The sequence below is a fragment of the Bifidobacterium biavatii DSM 23969 genome (genome assembly GCF_000741165.1).
Classification (GTDB): Bacteria; Actinomycetota; Actinomycetes; order Actinomycetales; family Bifidobacteriaceae; genus Bifidobacterium; species Bifidobacterium biavatii.
Genome location: NZ_JGYN01000030.1, coordinates 147,900 through 164,978, shown reverse-complemented (window position 1 = coordinate 164,978; position 17,079 = coordinate 147,900). Strand labels below are relative to the sequence as shown.

Below are 17,079 nucleotides of genomic sequence, written 5' to 3'. Positions count from 1 at the left end.
GGAACCACCATGACGTTGGCGCCATCACTGAAGCTGCCCACGATCACCGCCATCCGCGCCTACTCGATGGGCGGGGCCGCGGCCAAGGTCCACGGCCAGGGCGGCGGCGACTACCACGACCAGGGCCACGACCACTGGATCGACGATCACATCGCCACCCCGATGAGCAAGTACGACGAATACAAGCAGTCCCGCCAGTCGTTCGGCATCAACGTGCTCGGCACGCTCGTCGTCGAAGTCGAGGCATCCGACGGCACCACCGGCTTCGCGGTGTCCACCGCGGGCAATCCGGGCTGCTTCATCGTCGAGCATCATCTTTCCCGCTTCGTCGAAGGCAAGCGCGTCGACCAGATCAAGCTCATCCACGACCAGATGCTCAACTCCACGCTGTTCTACTCCGGTGGCGGCGGCGTGGTCATCAACACCATCTCCTGCGTCGACCTCGCGCTGTGGGACCTCTACGGCAAGGTGCTGCACCTGCCGGTCTACAAGCTGCTCGGCGGCGCCGTGCGCGACACGATCCACTTCTACGCGACCGGCGCGCGCCCCGATCTGGCCAAGGAAATGGGCTTCATCGGCGGCAAGATGCCGACCCACTGGGGTCCGGCCGACGACGACGCCGGCATCGCCAAGGACATCGCCATGCTCGCCGACATGCGCGAGCGCGTCGGCGACGACTTCTGGCTCATGTTCGACTGCTGGATGAGCCAGACCGTCAACTACGCGACCAAGCTCGCGCACGCGGCCGCGCCGTACAAGCTCAAGTGGATCGAGGAATGCTTCCCGCCGAACCAGATCGAGTCGTACCGCCAGCTCAAGAAGAACATGCCCGCGGGCATGCTCATGACCACCGGCGAACACACCGGCACGATCGAAGGGTTCAAGGAACTGTCCGACGCGGGCGTCGACATCCTGCAGCCCGACGTCGGCTGGTGCGGCGGCGTGACGTCACTGTGCGAGATCGCGGCGATCGCCAAGTCGCGCGGCCAGCTGGTCGTGCCGCACGGCTCGTCCGTCTACTCGCACCACGCGGTGATCACGTTCACGAACACGCCGTTCAGCGAGTTCCTGATGACCTCGCCGCACGCCGACAGCCTGCGCCCGCAGTTCGACCCGATCCTCGTCGGTGAGCCCGTGCCGGAAGGCGGCATCATGACCGCCGAGCAGCTCGACAAGCCCGGCTTCGGCGTCGAGCTCAACCGCGACTGCCCGCTCGAGCGCCCGTTCCAGCACTGATTGTTCTTCCGTCCTCGGCCCCCTCGGCTGAGGGGGCTGTCGGCGAAGCCGACTGGGGGAGCGTACATTCGACCACTTTGATGGAGATCAAATGTGTTTGGACGCCCTCCTGCCGGCTTTGCTATGCCAGCCTCCTCCCCAGGGAGAGCTCGCCTTCGCACAAAGGAGCGTTGCATGACTTCCGTACCACTGCCGCACAATCCGTTCAAGGCGGCGCTGAAAGATGCGGTCGCGGCCGCCGCCGCGGGTGCGAATCCCGCCGACCGCCCGCAGCTCAAGGGCCTGTGGATCGCTATGGGATCGCCCACGTCCATCGAAATCGCCGCCGAAATCGGCTATGACTGGCTGCTCATCGACGGCGAGCACGGCCCGAACGACCTGACCGGGATCCTCGCGCAGCTGCGCGCCTGCCACGGATACCCGACCACGCCGATCGTGCGACCGCCGGCGGCCGATCCGGTGCTCGTCAAGCAGGTGCTCGACCTCGGCGCGCAGACGCTGCTCGTGCCGATGGTCAACACGCGTGAGGAGGCCGAACTCATGGTCCGCGCGGTCGAATACGCGCCGACTGGCATTCGCGGCGTCGGCGGCGTGATCGCGCGCTCCGGCCGCTGGGGGCTGATCCCGGACTACATGGCCACCGCGCGCGACGAAATCTGCCTGATCGTGCAGGTCGAATCGCGCGAGGCGCTCGACAATATCGACGACATCGCGTCCGTGGACGGCATCGACGGCATCTTCATCGGACCGGCCGACCTGTCCGCCTCGCTCGGCCACCCGGACGACGCTGGCGCGATCCAGGACGAGATTCGCCGTGCATTCGACGTGATCGCCAGTCACGGCAAGGCGATCGGCTCGCTCGCGTTCGACCCGGCCACCGCGCGCAAGTACTTCGAATGGGGCGCGTCGTTCGTCGCCGTCGCCGGCGACACCGACGTCTACGTGCGCGGCCTCGCCGCCGAACTCGCCCAGTACGGATCTTCTCCTCTTGGCTCCCCTTGCCAGGGGAGCTGGCGGCGAAGCCGACTGAGGGGTAGTCAAGAAGGCTGAACCCTCCTGTGCCATGCCGTGCCATGTGTCCTTGTGCTGACGAGGGGAGCCAAGAGAATGAACGGTATGACCCGAACCGATGAACCCGCCGTCCCCGGCGCGCAGACCCTGATCAACGGCATCGCCGTGCTCAGGGCCGTCGCCGCCGGGTCGCGTACGCTCGCCGATCTGACCACGATGACCGGCCTGTCGCGCAGCACCACGCACCGTCTCGTGCAGGCGCTGCGCGCCGAACGCATGCTGCGCGACACGGTCGAGGGCACGCTCGCCCTCGGACCGGCACTCATCGAACTCGGCTTCCAGGCGCGCGAGGACATTTCCATCCCCGCCGTCGCGCGTCCGTACCTGCTCGACCTGTCCGACGAAACGCGCGACACGATCCATCTCGCCGCGGAGGACAACGGCGAAACCCTCTATCTTGACAAGGTTCGCGGCAATCGCAACATCGAAATCCGATCGTGGCCGGGCTGCCGCATGCCGCTGACCTACACCGGCATCGGCAAGGCGCTGCTGCTCGACCGGCCCGACCGCTGGGAGCGGCAGTATCTCGACGACCGCGCGCGCATGGAACGCCAGCCCGAACACGACTATTCCGGAGCGACCGCGTTCGCGCGCGCGATGGGCCGCTACGCGCGGCAGGGATTCGCGTTCGACCTGGAAGAGAACGAACCCGGCGTGCGCTGCATCGCCGCGCCCGTGCGTGACGCCAGCGGTGCGATCGTATGCGCCATCTCCGTCTCCAGCTTCAAAACGTTCATGCCCACCGACCGCATGCGCCAGCTTGGCCCGCTCGTGCGCGACACCGCCGACGCCATCTCCCGTGACCTCGGCTGGAACGGCCGGTGACGGTCGGCGATCCCCGCGACTAAGCTGGTGTGGTCAACGATCGGAGGGGCGATGCGTGCGATCGAATTCAACGACGGATGGTCGTACCGGCATCTCGGCGCGGCGGACGAGCCGTTCGTGCCGGTGACGCTGCCGCACGACGCGATGCTGTCCGAGCCGCGCACGCCCGTCGCCGAAAGCGGTATCAACTCGGGCTGGTTCGAGGGGCGCGACTACGAGTACGTGCGCCGGTTCACGCCGGAGGAGGACCTGACCGGACGCGCGATGATCCTCGAATTCGAAGGCGTGTACCACGATGCGGAAGTGTGGATCGACGGGCGGCAGGTCGCGTTCTGCCCGTACGGATACACGGACTTTTCCGTCGACGTGAGCGACGCGTTGACGATCGGCCGCGAGCATGAGATTCGCGTGATCGCGCGCAATGCCGACCAGCCGAACTCGCGCTGGTATTCGGGCGCCGGCATCTACCGGTCGGTCACGTTGTGGGTCGCGCCGCGCGACCATATCAAGCTCAATGGCGTCACCGTGCGCACGCTGTCGATTGGAGCGTTCGATTCACCTAATTCGCCTGATTCATCCGGCTTGTCCAACTCGCCGGGCGGCAAGCCCGCCCGCGTCCAATTCCTTATCGAAACCACCGCCCCCGGCGCTGTCACTGTGGCCGTAACGCCTGAGGAAGCCGTCAACGAGCTGGCGGATTCCCGGCCCTCTCGGCTGAAGGGGCTGGCACGGCACAGCCGTGACTGGGGGAACGTCAAACCCGTTGCCAGCTCCGGTGTGACTCCCGTTAAGGGAAAGACCTCCGTCACGCTCGACATTCCCAACCCACGCTTGTGGTCGCCGGACGAACCGAACCTGTACACGGCGCGCATTCGCTACGAATCGGCGCACGCCAATCCGGACGGCACGCATGACACGGACGAAACCACCGTCACGTTCGGCATCCGCACGCTCGCATGGGGGTCTGAGGGTTTCAAGATCAACGGCAAACGCGTCATCATCCAAGGTGCGTGCATCCACCACGACAACGGCGTGCTCGGCGCATGCGCCTACCCGGACGCGGAGGAACGCAAACTCACGCTGCTCAAACGCGTCGGCTACAACGCGATCCGCTCCGCGCACAACCCGTGCTCGAAAGCCCTGCTCGACGCCGCCGACCGGCTCGGCATGCTCGTCATGGACGAATACATCGACCACTGGTACATCCACAAAACGCGCCACGACTACGTCGACCATTTCAGCCAATGGTGGCGGCAGGACCTTGCCGACATGGTCGCCAAGGATCGCAACCATCCCAGCGTCATCATGTACTCCACCGGCAACGAGGTCGGCGAAACCGCGCATCATCGCGGCATCGCGATCGCCGGCGCGATGACCCGCCGGCTGCACGCGCTCGACCCGACACGGCCCGTCACCTGCGGCATCAACATTTTCTTCAACCTGCTCAGCGCGATCCGGCTCGGCCAATACTCTGACCGCAAGGCCGCACGCGAGGCGAAACGCGCAGCTAACCTTCGCAAGGCATTCGAGCAAACCGGCCGATTGCTGCCAAACGCGGCGTCGCACCACGTCGTCGGCAGCGAATTCTTCAACCAGCTTGCCGGGCGACTCGGTGCGGACTTCATGAAAACGATGGCGTCCCTGCCGCCGTGCGACTGGGCCACGCGCGGTGCGTTCGCCAACATGGACATCGCCGGCTACAACTACGGCATCAACCGCTACGGACACGACCTCAACAAGTATCCGCGCCGGCTCATCCTCGGCACGGAAACGTTCTGCGTCGACGCGTACCGGTTCCGCGAATACGCAAAAGCGCACCCGCGCGTGATCGGCGACTTCGTGTGGGCCGGCATGGATTACATGGGCGAAACCGGCATCGGCTCGTGGGAGTACGAGGACTACGCGCCCTTGCGCATCGGCTACGGCTGGCTCACCGCCGGCTCCGGCCGCCTCGATCTGACCGGCCGGCCGCTCGGCGAAGCGTACTACACGCGCGTCGCGCTCGAAGCCGACCACGGCCCGTATATCGCCGTGCAACCCGTCAACCACACCGACGACAAACATTCGCCAAGCGCATGGAAAATGACGAACGCAATCCGCTTATGGAGCTGGAACGGCTGCGACGGCCGGCTCGCGCACGTCGAAGTGTACGCGCGTGCCGCCGCGGTCGCGCTGTTCATCAACGGCCACGAAGTCGGGCGCAAAACGCTGCACGACGAGTGCATCGCGCGATTCATGTGCGCGTATCGGCCGGGCGTGATCGAAGCGGTCACGTATGACGCGACCGGACATGAAATCGGTCGCGACCGGCTGTGCAGCGCATCCGATCGCACCGAACTGCGTGCGGAAGTCGAATGGCCGATCGCGACTGGCTGCGACGTCGACGCGCGCGGTCCGGCAGTCGTTCGCTCCGGCCGTCTTGCGTTCGTACGCGTGCGCTACACCGACGAACACGGCGTCACCAAACCGCTCGAACGCGGTACGCTACGGGCGACGGTGACCGGCGGCGACCTGCTCGGCTTCGGCTGCGCGGCGCCGTTCAACCGCGGCAGCTTCGTCACCGGCGCAACCGGCACGTACTACGGCGAAGCGCTCGCGGTCGTGCGCATGCCCGCCGACGCGGCAGCCGGCCACGTCACCGAGCTCACCGTCACCGACGGTACGCGCGTCGCCACGTGCGGCATCACAGCGTTGTGACCTTCGGGTGAGTCATGACTCCGACCACGCCAGATAGTCCCATAATTTTCAGTGAAGAGCCCTTTTGCGCGGCTTTCTCTCATCTGTGAGGCAGATTTCAGCTTGTGCGCACGTCTATTCGCAATCTGTGAGGCAGCTTGTCGCGGGCACCGGTCTCATATTCGTTCATACGGCCCCGAATAATGGGGTGGATAGCGGATGATTTACCGATCCGTTGCCTCACAGATCGCAGATAGACCATTGCAAGAGACAGAAACTGCCTCACAGATGAGAGATAGCGTTATGATTCGCGCCATCTGGTTCAGCATTCATACGGTTATGCCCACGATCGGGCCTCGTCGTCGGCTATTCGGCTACGCGAGATAGTTTTCGATGTGGAAGGTCTGCGCGACGACCTGCTTGATGACGCGGTCCGGCGTTTCCGGATGCTGTCGGATAAGCGAGATCAGGCCGACGATGAGCACATAGAACGACTCGTGCACGTTGCGAATCGGCATGCCATGCATCTTCTCGAAGTCGCGCACGGTGGTCCGGTCGAAGAAGTCGGCGATGCGGTCGGCGATGCGGTCGATGAACTTGATGTACAGTTCCGCGTTGCCCGACTGGATGAGCCGCGTGCTGAACGGGCCCTCGTCGGCGATGATCGCGCGCGTGAGCCGCACGATGTTGTCGAGCGCCTTGTCGATGTTGCCCGGCTCGCGTTCGGCGTTCCACTGCGTGAGCTTGCCGAGCATCGAGTCGATCGTGTCGTCGATGACCGCGTCGGCGACCGCGTCCTTGTCCTCGAAATAGTGATAGAACAGCGATCGCGTCATGTCGGCGCGTTCGGCGATGTCGCTGATCGTGAGTTTGGCGAATCCGGTCGCCAGGCACGCCTCGCGTGCCGCCCGGATGATCTGCGCGCGTCTTGCGTCGCCGCGCGTCGCTTCGTGTTCGTTGCCGATGCTTTCGGCGTTGGGGTTCTTGCGGGCCATAACCACTCCTGCCACTGGAGAATCCATATCCTGTCCCAGTGTAGGCCGATTTTGTTGACAGTGCGTCAAAAAGTGTCGGCGTGGGGCGGGAAGCCGCGAGTCGGCCGGATACCCGGCTTGCGGTAGGTTGGTGGGCATGGCACTTGCACTGTATCGACGTTATCGACCGGACACCTTCGACGGGGTCATCGGGCAGGATCAGGTCACGATCCCGCTGATGCGCGCGCTCGACGCGGGCAAGCTCACCCATGCCTACCTGTTCTCCGGCCCACGCGGCTGTGGCAAGACCAGTTCCGCCCGCATTCTCGCGCGCTGCATCAACTGCGCGAAGGGCCCGACCTCGCATCCGTGCGGCGAGTGCGCGTCGTGCAAGGATCTCGCCACCGGCGGCCCCGGTTCGATCGATGTGGTCGAGATCGACGCGGCCAGCCACAACGGCGTCGACGACGCGCGCGAACTGCGCGAACGCGCCGGCTTCGCGCCCGCCCGCGACCGATACAAGATCTTCATCCTCGACGAGGCGCACATGGTCACGCAGCAGGGCTTCAACGCGCTGCTCAAGATCGTCGAGGAGCCGCCGGAACACGTCATGTTCATCTTCGCGACAACCGAGCCGGACAAGGTCATCGGCACGATCCGCTCGCGCACCCACCACTATCCGTTCCGCCTGGTGCCGGCCGAAATCATGGGCCCGTACTTGGAGACGATCTGCGAGAAGGAGTCGATCAAGCCGGAACCTGGCGTGCTCAAGCTCGCGATGCGCGCCGGCGGAGGTTCGGTGCGCGACACGCTGTCCGTGCTCGATCAGCTGATGGTCGGTGCCGTGGACGGCGTGATCTCGCACGATTCGGCGGTCGCGCTGCTCGGCTTCACGCCGGAGACACTGATCGGCGAGGCCGTTGACGCGGTGATCGACCGCAACGGCGAGGCGCTGTACGGGGTGATTCAGAAAGTCGTGGTCGGCGGATTCGACCCGCGCAGGTTCGTGGAGGATCTGCTGGCGCGCGTGCGCGATCTGCTCGTGCTCACGTTGGCGGGGGAGCGTGCGGAATCGGTGATGTCCGACACGGCCGAAGGCGAGGACATGGCCGATTTGCAGCGTCAGGCCTCGGCACTTGGCCTGGCCGCGCTAACCGCGATGGCCGACACGATCAACACGACGCTCGGAGCGATGACCGGCGCGATCTCGCCGCGCATGCGCCTCGAACTGCTCGCCGCGCGACTGCTCGCCAGCCGCGAAGGCGCACTGACGGCCGCTGGCTCCGGTTTCGAAGCAGGCGGAGCTTCGGCCCCCTCGGCTGAGGGCCGAGCCGTTAAGGAAACGCCGGCGGCGTTTCTAGGCGAGGCGCGAGCGACAGCGAGCCAGCAGAGCGCGGCCGTAGGCCGTCCGCAGTTGCAGGACGCTGGAGCGCGCAGCGCGACTGGGGGAGCGTCCGAAGGTCGCGCCTCCGCGCACTCCGGCTTCGCCGGAGCCTCCCGCAACCAGCACATCGGTTTCGCGGGCGCCGCCCGCAATCTGGAATCTTCGGCGGTTGAATCCGAGTCCCAGTCCGAGTCTCAAGAGGGATCGAGCGTACGCTCCCCCAGTCAGTCTGCGGCTGACAGTCCCTTCAGTCGAGGGGCCCGAGAAAATGGCAGCTCGGTACCGTCCTCTCCTTCAAGTGCCGGCGTGCGCAGTGCGACTGGAGAAACGTCCACGCAGCCGGCCCAAGCCACATCGGCGCCCATTGAGGAATCGCCACGTACGCCGGACGAGAAGTGGGATGCGCTGGTGGCGGCCCTGCCGGCCGACGTGCGCCGGTACGTCGACCGCACGCGCGTGCCGAAGATCCTGTTCACCGAGGATCCGGCGCACCCGCGCCTGTGGATCAAATTCGACAAGCCGCTGAACAAGTACGCGTTCGCGCTCGCCGTCGCCACCGAAGCGGTGGACGGCACCACGTCGGTGGTCGCCATTCTGCGTTCCGAAGTGCACAAGACGTTCGGCGCGAACGTGTCGCTCGCCCCCACCAAGAAGATGGCGAACGGCAGCGCCGCACCGGCGTTCAAGGATCTGCCGGCCGACGAACAGCAGCGCATCAAGGCGCAGCTGCTGCAGGAAAGCCTCAAGTCGGCCACGCTCGCCGCGCAGTCGTCCGCGGAGGCGAAGCCCGCGGCCTCCGGCAAGGAACCCGAATCGCAGGCCGCTCCGGCCGCGACCGGCGAATCGTCGTCCGCCGACGATGACGACGTTCACCGAACGTCTCCCGCGCAACCGTCGGCGGCGATTGACGGTGACCCGTGGTCGCAGCCGGCAGCGTCGACTCCGCCGGCCGCACAGTCGCCAACCTTGTCCGATGACGAGGATCCGTGGAATCAGCCGGCCGTCGCATCGTCGACGCGCGTGCAGACGTCGACGCCCGCGGTGGATGACGATCCGTGGGCGGTATCGTCCGACAACACGAACGGCGGTACTGCCGTCGCGTCCGCGCACCGCGACGCGGCCGACCAACCTGAGCATCATCACAAGCACGTCGCCGTGCCGGACATGAGCGACGACACCGACCCGTGGGCACAACCCGTGCAGCCGCAGCGGCCGGCGGAACCGTCTGCCAACGATCGTGATCAGACGGCAGCCGCGGCGATCGGCGACGGGCCGGCGCACGGTTCGTTTCCCGTCGGCAGCCCGGCGGCCAACGCCAATCCGACGACCAGCATTGCGGCCGATGACGATCCGTGGAATCAGCCGATTCCGCTGCCTACCGTCGCGCCGCCGGACGACGATCCGTGGTCGCGATCGGCGCAGTCCGCACCGCAGCAGTCGCAGCCGACAACGTTTGCGGCGGGCAACGGTCCGTCGAACGCAGCGAACGCCAACGACCAGCCCGTCGTGCATCATTTCGACGATCATCGCCAGCCGATCGACCCGCAGTACGACGTCGATCCGTGGGGGCATCCGATGTCGCGTCCGGCAGGTCCGGCAAATGGCGGTCCCGTCGGCAACGGTCCCGCGGCTATGGACGATCCGTTTGCGCCCGACCTGCCCGCCGGCATTCCGACGACTCCGCAGGTCGACCCGGACGAGGACGAGTATTCGATGAGCGACCAGTCGCTCGGCACCGCGACCGCGATGAGCATCGACGAGCTGACCAAGTTCTTCGACGTCAAAAAGGTCGAGGAATTCAAGGCCGACGACCCGAAGAACCCGCGCAATCTCGCCCAAGCGAACAAGTACGACGACTGATGCCCAAGGTGGAACCGGGACAGGCGGAATCCCGGCGGCCGAACCGCCAACGGCCTGCACCGGGCATGCACAAAACCGGCATAGGAGAGGACTGACATGGCACTTGCATACGACGGCGCGATCCAGCGCCTCATCGACGCATTCGCGAGCCTGCCCGGCATCGGGCCGAAGGGTGCGCAGCGCATCGCGTTCTACATGCTGTCCGCGTCCGACGAGGAGGCGCAGCAGCTCATCGACGCGATCACCGAAGTCAAGGAAAAAGTGCGGTTCTGCGACGTGTGCGGCAACGTGTGCGAGACGAGCCCGTGCCCGGTGTGCGTCGACCCGCGCCGCGATCACAGCGTGATCTGCGTGGTCGAAGAGCCGAAGGATGTGATGAGCATCGAACGCACGCGCGAATACCGCGGCCTCTACCACGTGCTCGGCGGCGCGATCAACCCGATGGCGAACGTCGGCCCCGCCGACCTCAACATCCCCAAACTGCTCGAACGGCTCAAAACCAGCGAAGTGCAGGAGGTCATCCTTGCGCTCGACCCGAACATCGAAGGCGAGGCGACCACCACGTACCTGAGCCGCCTGCTCGGGCCGCTCGGCATCAAGGTCACCAAGCTTGCCAGCGGCTTGCCCGTCGGCTCCGACCTCGAATACGCCGACGAAATCACGCTCGGCCGTGCGCTCGCCGGTCGCCGCGAGGCGTAGCCGCGACGGTGAGTGTGCTGTCCGCATGGTGGGTGGGCGATCACGGGGGAAAGCCCGGAATCCGTATAATCGTGCCGCTTAGATAGTATTAAGCGGCAGCAAACCCATAGAGAGAATGGACAGCAGTGGCTCTCATCGTGCAGAAGTTCGGCGGCTCGTCGGTCGCCGACACCGATTCGATCAAGCGTGTGGCCAAGCGCGTCGTCGAAACCAAGAAAAAAGGCAACAAGGTGGCCGTGGTGGTCTCCGCGATGGGCGACACCACCGATGATCTGATCGATCAGGCGCTGAGCATCGACTCCAACCCGCCCGAGCGCGAAATGGACATGCTCATGACCGCCGGCGAGCGCATCTCCATGAGCCTGCTTGCCATGGCCATTCATGCGGAAGGCGACCGCGCGCACTCGTTCACCGGGCAGCAGGCCGGCTTCTTCACCGACGCGCGTTATGGCGCGGCCCACATCAAAGCCGTCAAGCCGGATCGCGTCAAGAACGCGCTGTCGATGGGCGACGTGGCCATCGTAGCCGGCTTCCAGGGCATCAACGCGAAGGGCGACGCAACCACGCTCGGCCGCGGCGGCTCCGACACGTCCGCTGTCGCGCTCGCCGTTGCGCTCGGCGCCGACATCTGCGAGATCTACACCGACGTGGACGGCATCTTCACCGCCGACCCGCGCATCGTGCCGACCGCGCGCCGCATCCCCGCGATCGGCTACGACGCGATCCTCGAAATGGCCAGCTGCGGTTCCAAGGTCCTCGCCTTGCGCTGCGTCGAATACGCGCAGCGATTCAACATGCCGCTGCACGTGCGCAGCTCCTTCTCGCATCGGCCGGGCACGCTCGTCGTGCCGGACGGCGTCGACCCGCGCATGCTGCCGAACCTGGACTGACCTGCGACGCACACGCGGCGATCATCGGCGAATATCGGCGAACATCAGTACAACATCGAACTTTTTTAAACGAGTAAGGCAACCAACATGAGCGACAACACCACCAACGCAACCACTGACGACAAGTCCATGGGCGACCTGTTCCCCGACCTCGGCCCCGAAGCGCCGGTCATCTCCGGCATCGCGCACGACCGTTCCGAAGCGCTCGCCACCGTGCGCGGCGTGCCGAACGAGCCGGGCATGGCCGCCAAGGTCTTCACCGAACTGGCGTCCGCCGGCATCAACGTCGACATGATCGTGCAGGCCGGCGCGTCCGTCGGCACCGCGGACATCTCCTTCACCGTGCCGGAGTCGACCGTGCAGCAGGTGCAGGACGTGCTGCTCGACAAGCACGAGGAGCTCGGCTATCGCTCGTTCGATGTGAACACGAAGGTCGGCAAGGTGGCCGTGGTGGGCGTCGGCATGAAGACGCACTCCGGCCTTGCCGCGAAGTTCTTCACGGCGCTGAGCGAGAAGGGCATTAACGTGCTCATGATCTCGACGTCCGAGATCCGTATCGCCGCGCTTGTGCCGCTTGAGCAGCTCGACGACGCGGTTCGTGCGCTGCATACCGCGTACGGCCTCGACGCCGACCAGATCGAAGCCGTCGTCTACGGCGGCACTGGTCGCTGATTCGGTTGCTGGTCCGGTTGCCGGTCCGGTCGCAAATCGGTTTTGCGTGACATTCGGGATGATGACGGAGCTGCAGTATCCCGAATGTCACGGTAGCGTGGCAGTTTGCGTGACATTCGGGATAGAAATGGCGCCGTAGCGTCGCGAAGGCCACGCAGACAGGGTGCTTTGCGTGACCTTCGCGATAGTTGCGACGATGCGTTATCTTAAAGGTCACGGTAATGGAATGATTCCGATATGGAAAATCCTCCGCCCGATAGGTCCGGACGGAGGATGTAAGGATTTGCCCACTTGAGTGCGTGAGCGGCTTACTTCTTGGTGATGTAGCCGAGTGCCTTGAGCATCTCGGCGCATTCGAGCGCGCCGCCGGCCGCACCGCGCAGCGTGTTGTGCGCGAGTCCCACGAACTTCCAGTCGAAGATCGAATCCTCGCGCAGACGGCCGATCGAGACGCCCATGCCGCCCTCGTAGTCGACGTCCAACTTGACCTGCGGACGGTCGTCCTCGGTCAGGTACTGGATGAAGTGCTTCGGCGCGTGCGGCAGGCCGAGTTCGGCGGCCTGGGACGTGTAGTTGACGAGACGGTCGATCAGCTCCTCCTTCGTGGCCTTCTTGCCGAAGTTGAGGAACACGGTGGCGGTGTGGCCGTTGAGCACGGGCACGCGGATGCACTGCGACGTGATGCGCAGCGGGCCGTCGAACGGCACGATCTCGCCCTTGGCGTCGTCCACGTGGCCGAACACCTTGAGCGGTTCCTTCTCGCTCTTCGCCTCTTCGCCGGAGATGAACGGGATGATGTTGCCCACCATCTCGGGCCAGTCCTTGAACGTCTTGCCCGCGCCGGAAATCGCCTGATACGTGCTCACGACGACTTCACGCGGCTCGAACTCCTTCCATGCGGCCAGAGCCGGCGTGTACGCCTGGATCGAGCAGTTCGGTTTGACGGCGATGAAGCCGCGCGTGATGCCGAGACGCTTGCGCTGGTGCTCGATCACCGCGAAATGCTCCGGGTTGATCTCTGGCACGACCATCGGCACGTCCGGCGTCCAGCGGTGCGCGCTGTTGTTCGACACGACCGGCGTTTCGGTCTTCGCGTAGCGCTCCTCGATCGCGCGGATCTGATCCTTCGGCATGTTCACGGCCGAGAACATGAAGTCAACGCCGGACGCGACCTTTTCGGCGTCGTCGCCGTCGACCACGGTCATGTGGCGCGCGTACTCCGGCATCGGCGTTTCGATCTTCCAACGATCGCCGACCGCCTCCTCGTACGTCTTACCAGCCGAGTGTGCGGACGCGGCGAGCGTGGTCACCTCGAACCACGGGTGATTCTCGAGCAGCGTGACGAAACGCTGGCCGACCATGCCGGTCGCGCCGAGAATGCCGACCTTGAGTTTTTCGGACATACCAACCCCTATGTTTGTGCGGACTGATGCGGAAACGTAAGTTTGCCGACCATCTTACGAGCCGTGCCGCCTAACGGCGCGCGCGCTCCCATATGCTGGCCGGGCTGGCTGCTGTAGGTGGGCTGTGGGCTGGCTGTGGCGGTCTGGCTGTGGCGGGTGCTGAGGATGAGACCGCCTCGATCCTCTGTATGTTCGCGCGATCGCGATGCGTACGCGAACATACGGAGGATGATGGCGTCCGAAACGTCTGTATGTTCGCGCAAAGGTGTCGATCACGCGAACATGCGGAGGATGTCGCCGCTGGTAGGCTGGGAGCTATGTCGATCGCATCGGATGAAGCACGCAAGCAGTTGGACCGTTTGGTGGCGTTGGGGTACCCGGATGTGGCGGACGTTTCCGCCGCCGCGTTTCGCGCGCTCGCGCGGCCGCTCATCGACGCGCTTGAGCAGTGCGATCCGGACGCTGATGATCCGCAGCACCGGCTCGGCGTCGATATTCTGCTGATTCCGACGCGCGAGCTTGTGTCGCCCGAATCGCTGATCGCGCGTACCAGCATCTACCGCATGGCCGGATTCACGACGATGCCGCCGCGCGATATCGCCAGCTTCCTGCCGCAGGACGGTTTCGAACCGCCGGAGGGACCGTTCTATCTGGTTGTCGAACCGCACACCGGCACGTGTTACATCAATCGCGAGCCGGATGTGGCGCGCAAGCTTATCGACTCGGACGAGCGCACTCCGCTCACGCTCGAGGAGGGGCTCGCGATCGCGACGCAGCATCCGGAATGGTTGCTGGAGAAAAACGGGTTCAACCTGCTCGGCTCACGCAGCGCCGACGGCCGCGTGCCGAGCATTTGGATGAGCCAGAACGCGCCGCGATTGGGCGCGGTGTGGCCGAATTCGCGACATACGTGGCTGGGCAACGCGTACTGCATGTCGCGTCGCGGCGTGAGTTTGTTCAGATAGCAGGACCGTTGATGTCGGAGGCTGATGGATTTCGGCTGTTGCTGATGGATTCCGGTGATTTCCATTTGATGTGGATGTGTCGGATGTTGCTGGATGTTGTCAGTTTCTGATAGTCGCTGACGAATGCCGGTCGTTGCTGATAGAACGGCGGTTGCGGGCCGTTAGGTCGCCGATACGGTCGGTTGCAGGATGCTGTTTTGTGGAGCGACGGCCGGACGCTCCGGAGATTAGACATCAGACGTCTGATGATAGTAGGATGGGTATGTCTCGGCACCAGCTTTTCAAGGAGGAAACCAGCATGCCATCATTCGTCGTCGGCGCCTACGCGTCGCTGCCTCAAGGGCGGGAAGCCCAAGAGGCCTACTACAACCTGCTCGGGCGACAATCGTGGATCGCCGGCACCGAACTGCCCTTCCCCGGCGACCTTGCGCAAACTGCGGACCGCATCTGGCTGGCCGGAGCCCTGCCCGAGCACTGGCACGGCAACACCGTCACCGTCATCCCCGGCACCATGCAGCACGTCTGGAAGGACTCGAACTTCGGCCTCGCCAGCCCGGACGCAGCCGGACGCGAAGCCGCCCTCGACCTCATGGCGCAGGCGTGCCATGCGATCGCCGATCTCGCGCAATGGCGCGGCACCCAAGACGTCCGATTCGTCGAGATCCATTCGGCGCCCACCGCTCGGGCCAGCCGCGACGCCATGGCCGCCTCGCTGGAGGAGATGTCGTGGTGGGACTGGTCCGGAGCCGAACTGGTGATCGAACACTGCGACAAGTACATTGACGGGCAACAACCGGAAAAGGGATTCCTGCCCATTGAGGACGAAATCGATCTGTGCCTCCAAGCCGGCATCGGACTGACCGTGAACTGGGGGCGTTCCGTGGTGGAAGGCCGCGCCGCCGCCACCGCGGTCGACCATGTAACCCAGGCTGCGCAGGCCGGCGTGCTCAAGGGCCTCATGTTCTCCGGGGCGGGGTCGGAAGCCACCCAATACGGATACGGCTGGATCGACGGACACCTGCCCATGCGCCCGGACGAGCCGACCTCGCTCATGGACGCCGCGGCGATCGCGGCAACCGTGCGGGCCGCGCGCGAACAGGACACCCCGCTCGACTATCTGGGCGCCAAAGTATGCGTTCCCGCGGACGCGGCCATCGAGGAGCGGCTCGGATATCTGGAACGCATCCATGATGCGGTCGCCAAGGCGGCGACCTCATGAGCGGGCCCGTTTCGTCCACGTACCTGACGTTCGACATCGGCGGCACCAAAGTCGCCTCGGGATTCGTGACGTTGCCGATTGCGGCCGACGGGACGCCCGCGGTGACGGGCCGTTGCGAGATGCCGACCGAGGCCGCGCGCGGCGGCGACGATCTCAGGGAGCGCATCGTGGCGCTCGCCGTACGTCAGCTGGAGCGTGCTGCGGCCGAAGGATTGACGATCGCGGGCGTCGGTATCGCAGCGGCCGGCGTGCCGGACAGTGAGACCGGCGTGATCGTCGCCGCTACCGATATCCTGCCCGGTTGGTGCGGGCAGCGCATCTACGACGCGTTCGCGCGCGTCACCGATCTGCCGGTGCGCATGATCGGCGACGTGGGCGCGCACGGACTCGGCGAGGCCAGTTACGGGGCCGGTCGCGGCAAGTCCGTGGTGCTCTCGATCGGCGTGGGCACCGGCATTGGCGGTGCCATCGTGACGGACGGCATGCTGTTCACCGGCGCGCACGGCGTGGCAGGTCACGCCGGACACGTGCCGAGCGCGTTGGGCCGCGGTTTTCCGTGTTCGTGCGGCACCAGAGAAGGACACATCGAGCCGGTGGCGTCCGGCACGGGGTTGAAGGATTTGTACAACCGGCGTTGCGAAGCGATGCGCGCGGGGGAAACGACTACCGCTGACGGCGATGGCGGCGTTCCCGAACCGGTCGCCGGCGGCGCGGATGTGGCTGCCCGCGCCTCCGCGGGCGAGGCGCTGGCCTGCGAGGTGCTGGCCGACAGCGCCCGCGCGCTCGGCGAATGCATCGGCGGCATGGGCAACCTTGTCGATCCGGACGTGATCGTGGTGTCTGGATCGGTGGTCAAGGCCGGACCGATCTGGTGGGACGCCCTGCGAGCCGGATTTGCGGAATCGGCGCTCGCGCTGGTCAAATCCACGCCGCTCGTCGAAGGCGAGCTCGGCGGCGACGCGCCGCTTATCGGCGCGGCGGTTGCCGCGCAGCATCATGAGCAGTCTCGATAACGACTGCACTGAATTCACTGTAGTTTCAAGTAACCACCCTCAGTCGGCTCCGCCGAAGTCTCGGCCTGCAACTGAGGACGGGCTGTGCCCGCAGTTTGCTGGCTCGCCTGCCGTCTCGCACATCACCTGCAAACGCCTCCAGCGTTTGCTTAACGGCGATGTCCTGACAGGGGAGTCGAAGAGGGGGTAAGG

General features: G+C 65.3%; 13 protein-coding genes. 11 read left to right on the top strand and 2 right to left on the bottom strand.

The annotated features are described in order from the left end of the window. Positions 1-9 precede the first annotated feature (9 nt). The 4 genes from rhmD (at position 10) to BBIA_RS10170 (ending at position 5,829) form a co-directional block, all read left to right on the top strand. On the top strand, positions 10-1,236 hold the full coding sequence (rhmD, locus tag BBIA_RS10185; protein ID WP_202962047.1) for an L-rhamnonate dehydratase: 1,227 nt from the start codon (positions 10-12) through the stop codon (positions 1,234-1,236). A 174-nt stretch (positions 1,237-1,410) separates the two neighbouring features. Then, positions 1,411-2,286, top strand: a complete 876-nt coding sequence (locus tag BBIA_RS10180; protein WP_081892284.1) for an HpcH/HpaI aldolase family protein — start codon at positions 1,411-1,413, stop codon at positions 2,284-2,286. A gap of 66 nt (positions 2,287-2,352) precedes the next feature. Further along, a complete protein-coding gene (locus BBIA_RS10175) occupies positions 2,353-3,132 on the top strand; it encodes an IclR family transcriptional regulator (RefSeq protein ID WP_033495682.1) in 780 nt (259 codons plus the stop codon). A 51-nt stretch (positions 3,133-3,183) separates the two neighbouring features. After that, positions 3,184-5,829, top strand: a complete 2,646-nt coding sequence (locus BBIA_RS10170) for a glycoside hydrolase family 2 TIM barrel-domain containing protein (protein ID WP_051923972.1) — start codon at positions 3,184-3,186, stop codon at positions 5,827-5,829. A gap of 353 nt (positions 5,830-6,182) precedes the next feature. Here BBIA_RS10170 and BBIA_RS10165 read toward each other — a convergent pair whose 3' ends face one another. After that, entirely contained in the window at positions 6,183-6,803 is a 621-nt protein-coding gene (locus BBIA_RS10165; RefSeq protein ID WP_051923971.1) for a TetR/AcrR family transcriptional regulator, read from the bottom strand. Positions 6,804-6,939: 136 nt separating this feature from the next. Between BBIA_RS10165 and dnaX the strand changes: the two genes are divergently transcribed. From dnaX to BBIA_RS10145, 4 genes are all read left to right on the top strand, one after another. Next, positions 6,940-10,026: a DNA polymerase III subunit gamma/tau gene (dnaX, locus tag BBIA_RS10160; protein ID WP_033495680.1), complete on the top strand. Its 3,087-nt coding sequence runs from the start codon at positions 6,940-6,942 to the stop codon at positions 10,024-10,026. Between the two features lie 96 nt (positions 10,027-10,122). Continuing rightward, positions 10,123-10,725, top strand: coding sequence for a recombination mediator RecR (gene recR / locus BBIA_RS10155; RefSeq protein ID WP_033495678.1), 603 nt, complete (start codon positions 10,123-10,125; stop codon positions 10,723-10,725). Positions 10,726-10,850: 125 nt separating this feature from the next. Continuing rightward, positions 10,851-11,615, top strand: coding sequence for an aspartate kinase (locus tag BBIA_RS10150; protein ID WP_035138353.1), 765 nt, complete (start codon positions 10,851-10,853; stop codon positions 11,613-11,615). Positions 11,616-11,702: 87 nt separating this feature from the next. Next, positions 11,703-12,287, top strand: coding sequence for an ACT domain-containing protein (locus BBIA_RS10145; protein ID WP_033495676.1), 585 nt, complete (start codon positions 11,703-11,705; stop codon positions 12,285-12,287). A 308-nt stretch (positions 12,288-12,595) separates the two neighbouring features. On the opposite strand, the gene asd is transcribed toward BBIA_RS10145, so the two are convergent. Continuing rightward, positions 12,596-13,690: an aspartate-semialdehyde dehydrogenase gene (gene asd / locus BBIA_RS10140; protein WP_033495674.1), complete on the bottom strand. Its 1,095-nt coding sequence runs from the start codon at positions 13,688-13,690 to the stop codon at positions 12,596-12,598. 317 nt (positions 13,691-14,007) lie between these two features. Between asd and BBIA_RS10135 the strand changes: the two genes are divergently transcribed. From BBIA_RS10135 to BBIA_RS10125, 3 genes are all read left to right on the top strand, one after another. Next, positions 14,008-14,655, top strand: coding sequence for a DUF5701 family protein (locus BBIA_RS10135; RefSeq protein WP_033495672.1), 648 nt, complete (start codon positions 14,008-14,010; stop codon positions 14,653-14,655). A 298-nt stretch (positions 14,656-14,953) separates the two neighbouring features. Further along, positions 14,954-15,874 (top strand): DUF4862 family protein, encoded by a 921-nt coding sequence (locus tag BBIA_RS10130; protein ID WP_033495670.1) that lies wholly within the window; start codon positions 14,954-14,956, stop codon positions 15,872-15,874. After that, positions 15,871-16,887 carry an ROK family protein gene (locus tag BBIA_RS10125; protein WP_033495668.1) on the top strand — a complete coding sequence of 339 codons (1,017 nt, stop codon included), beginning with the start codon at positions 15,871-15,873 and terminating at the stop codon, positions 16,885-16,887. The genes BBIA_RS10130 and BBIA_RS10125 overlap by 4 nt, the downstream gene beginning before the upstream one ends. The last annotated feature ends 192 nt before the right edge of the window (positions 16,888-17,079 follow it).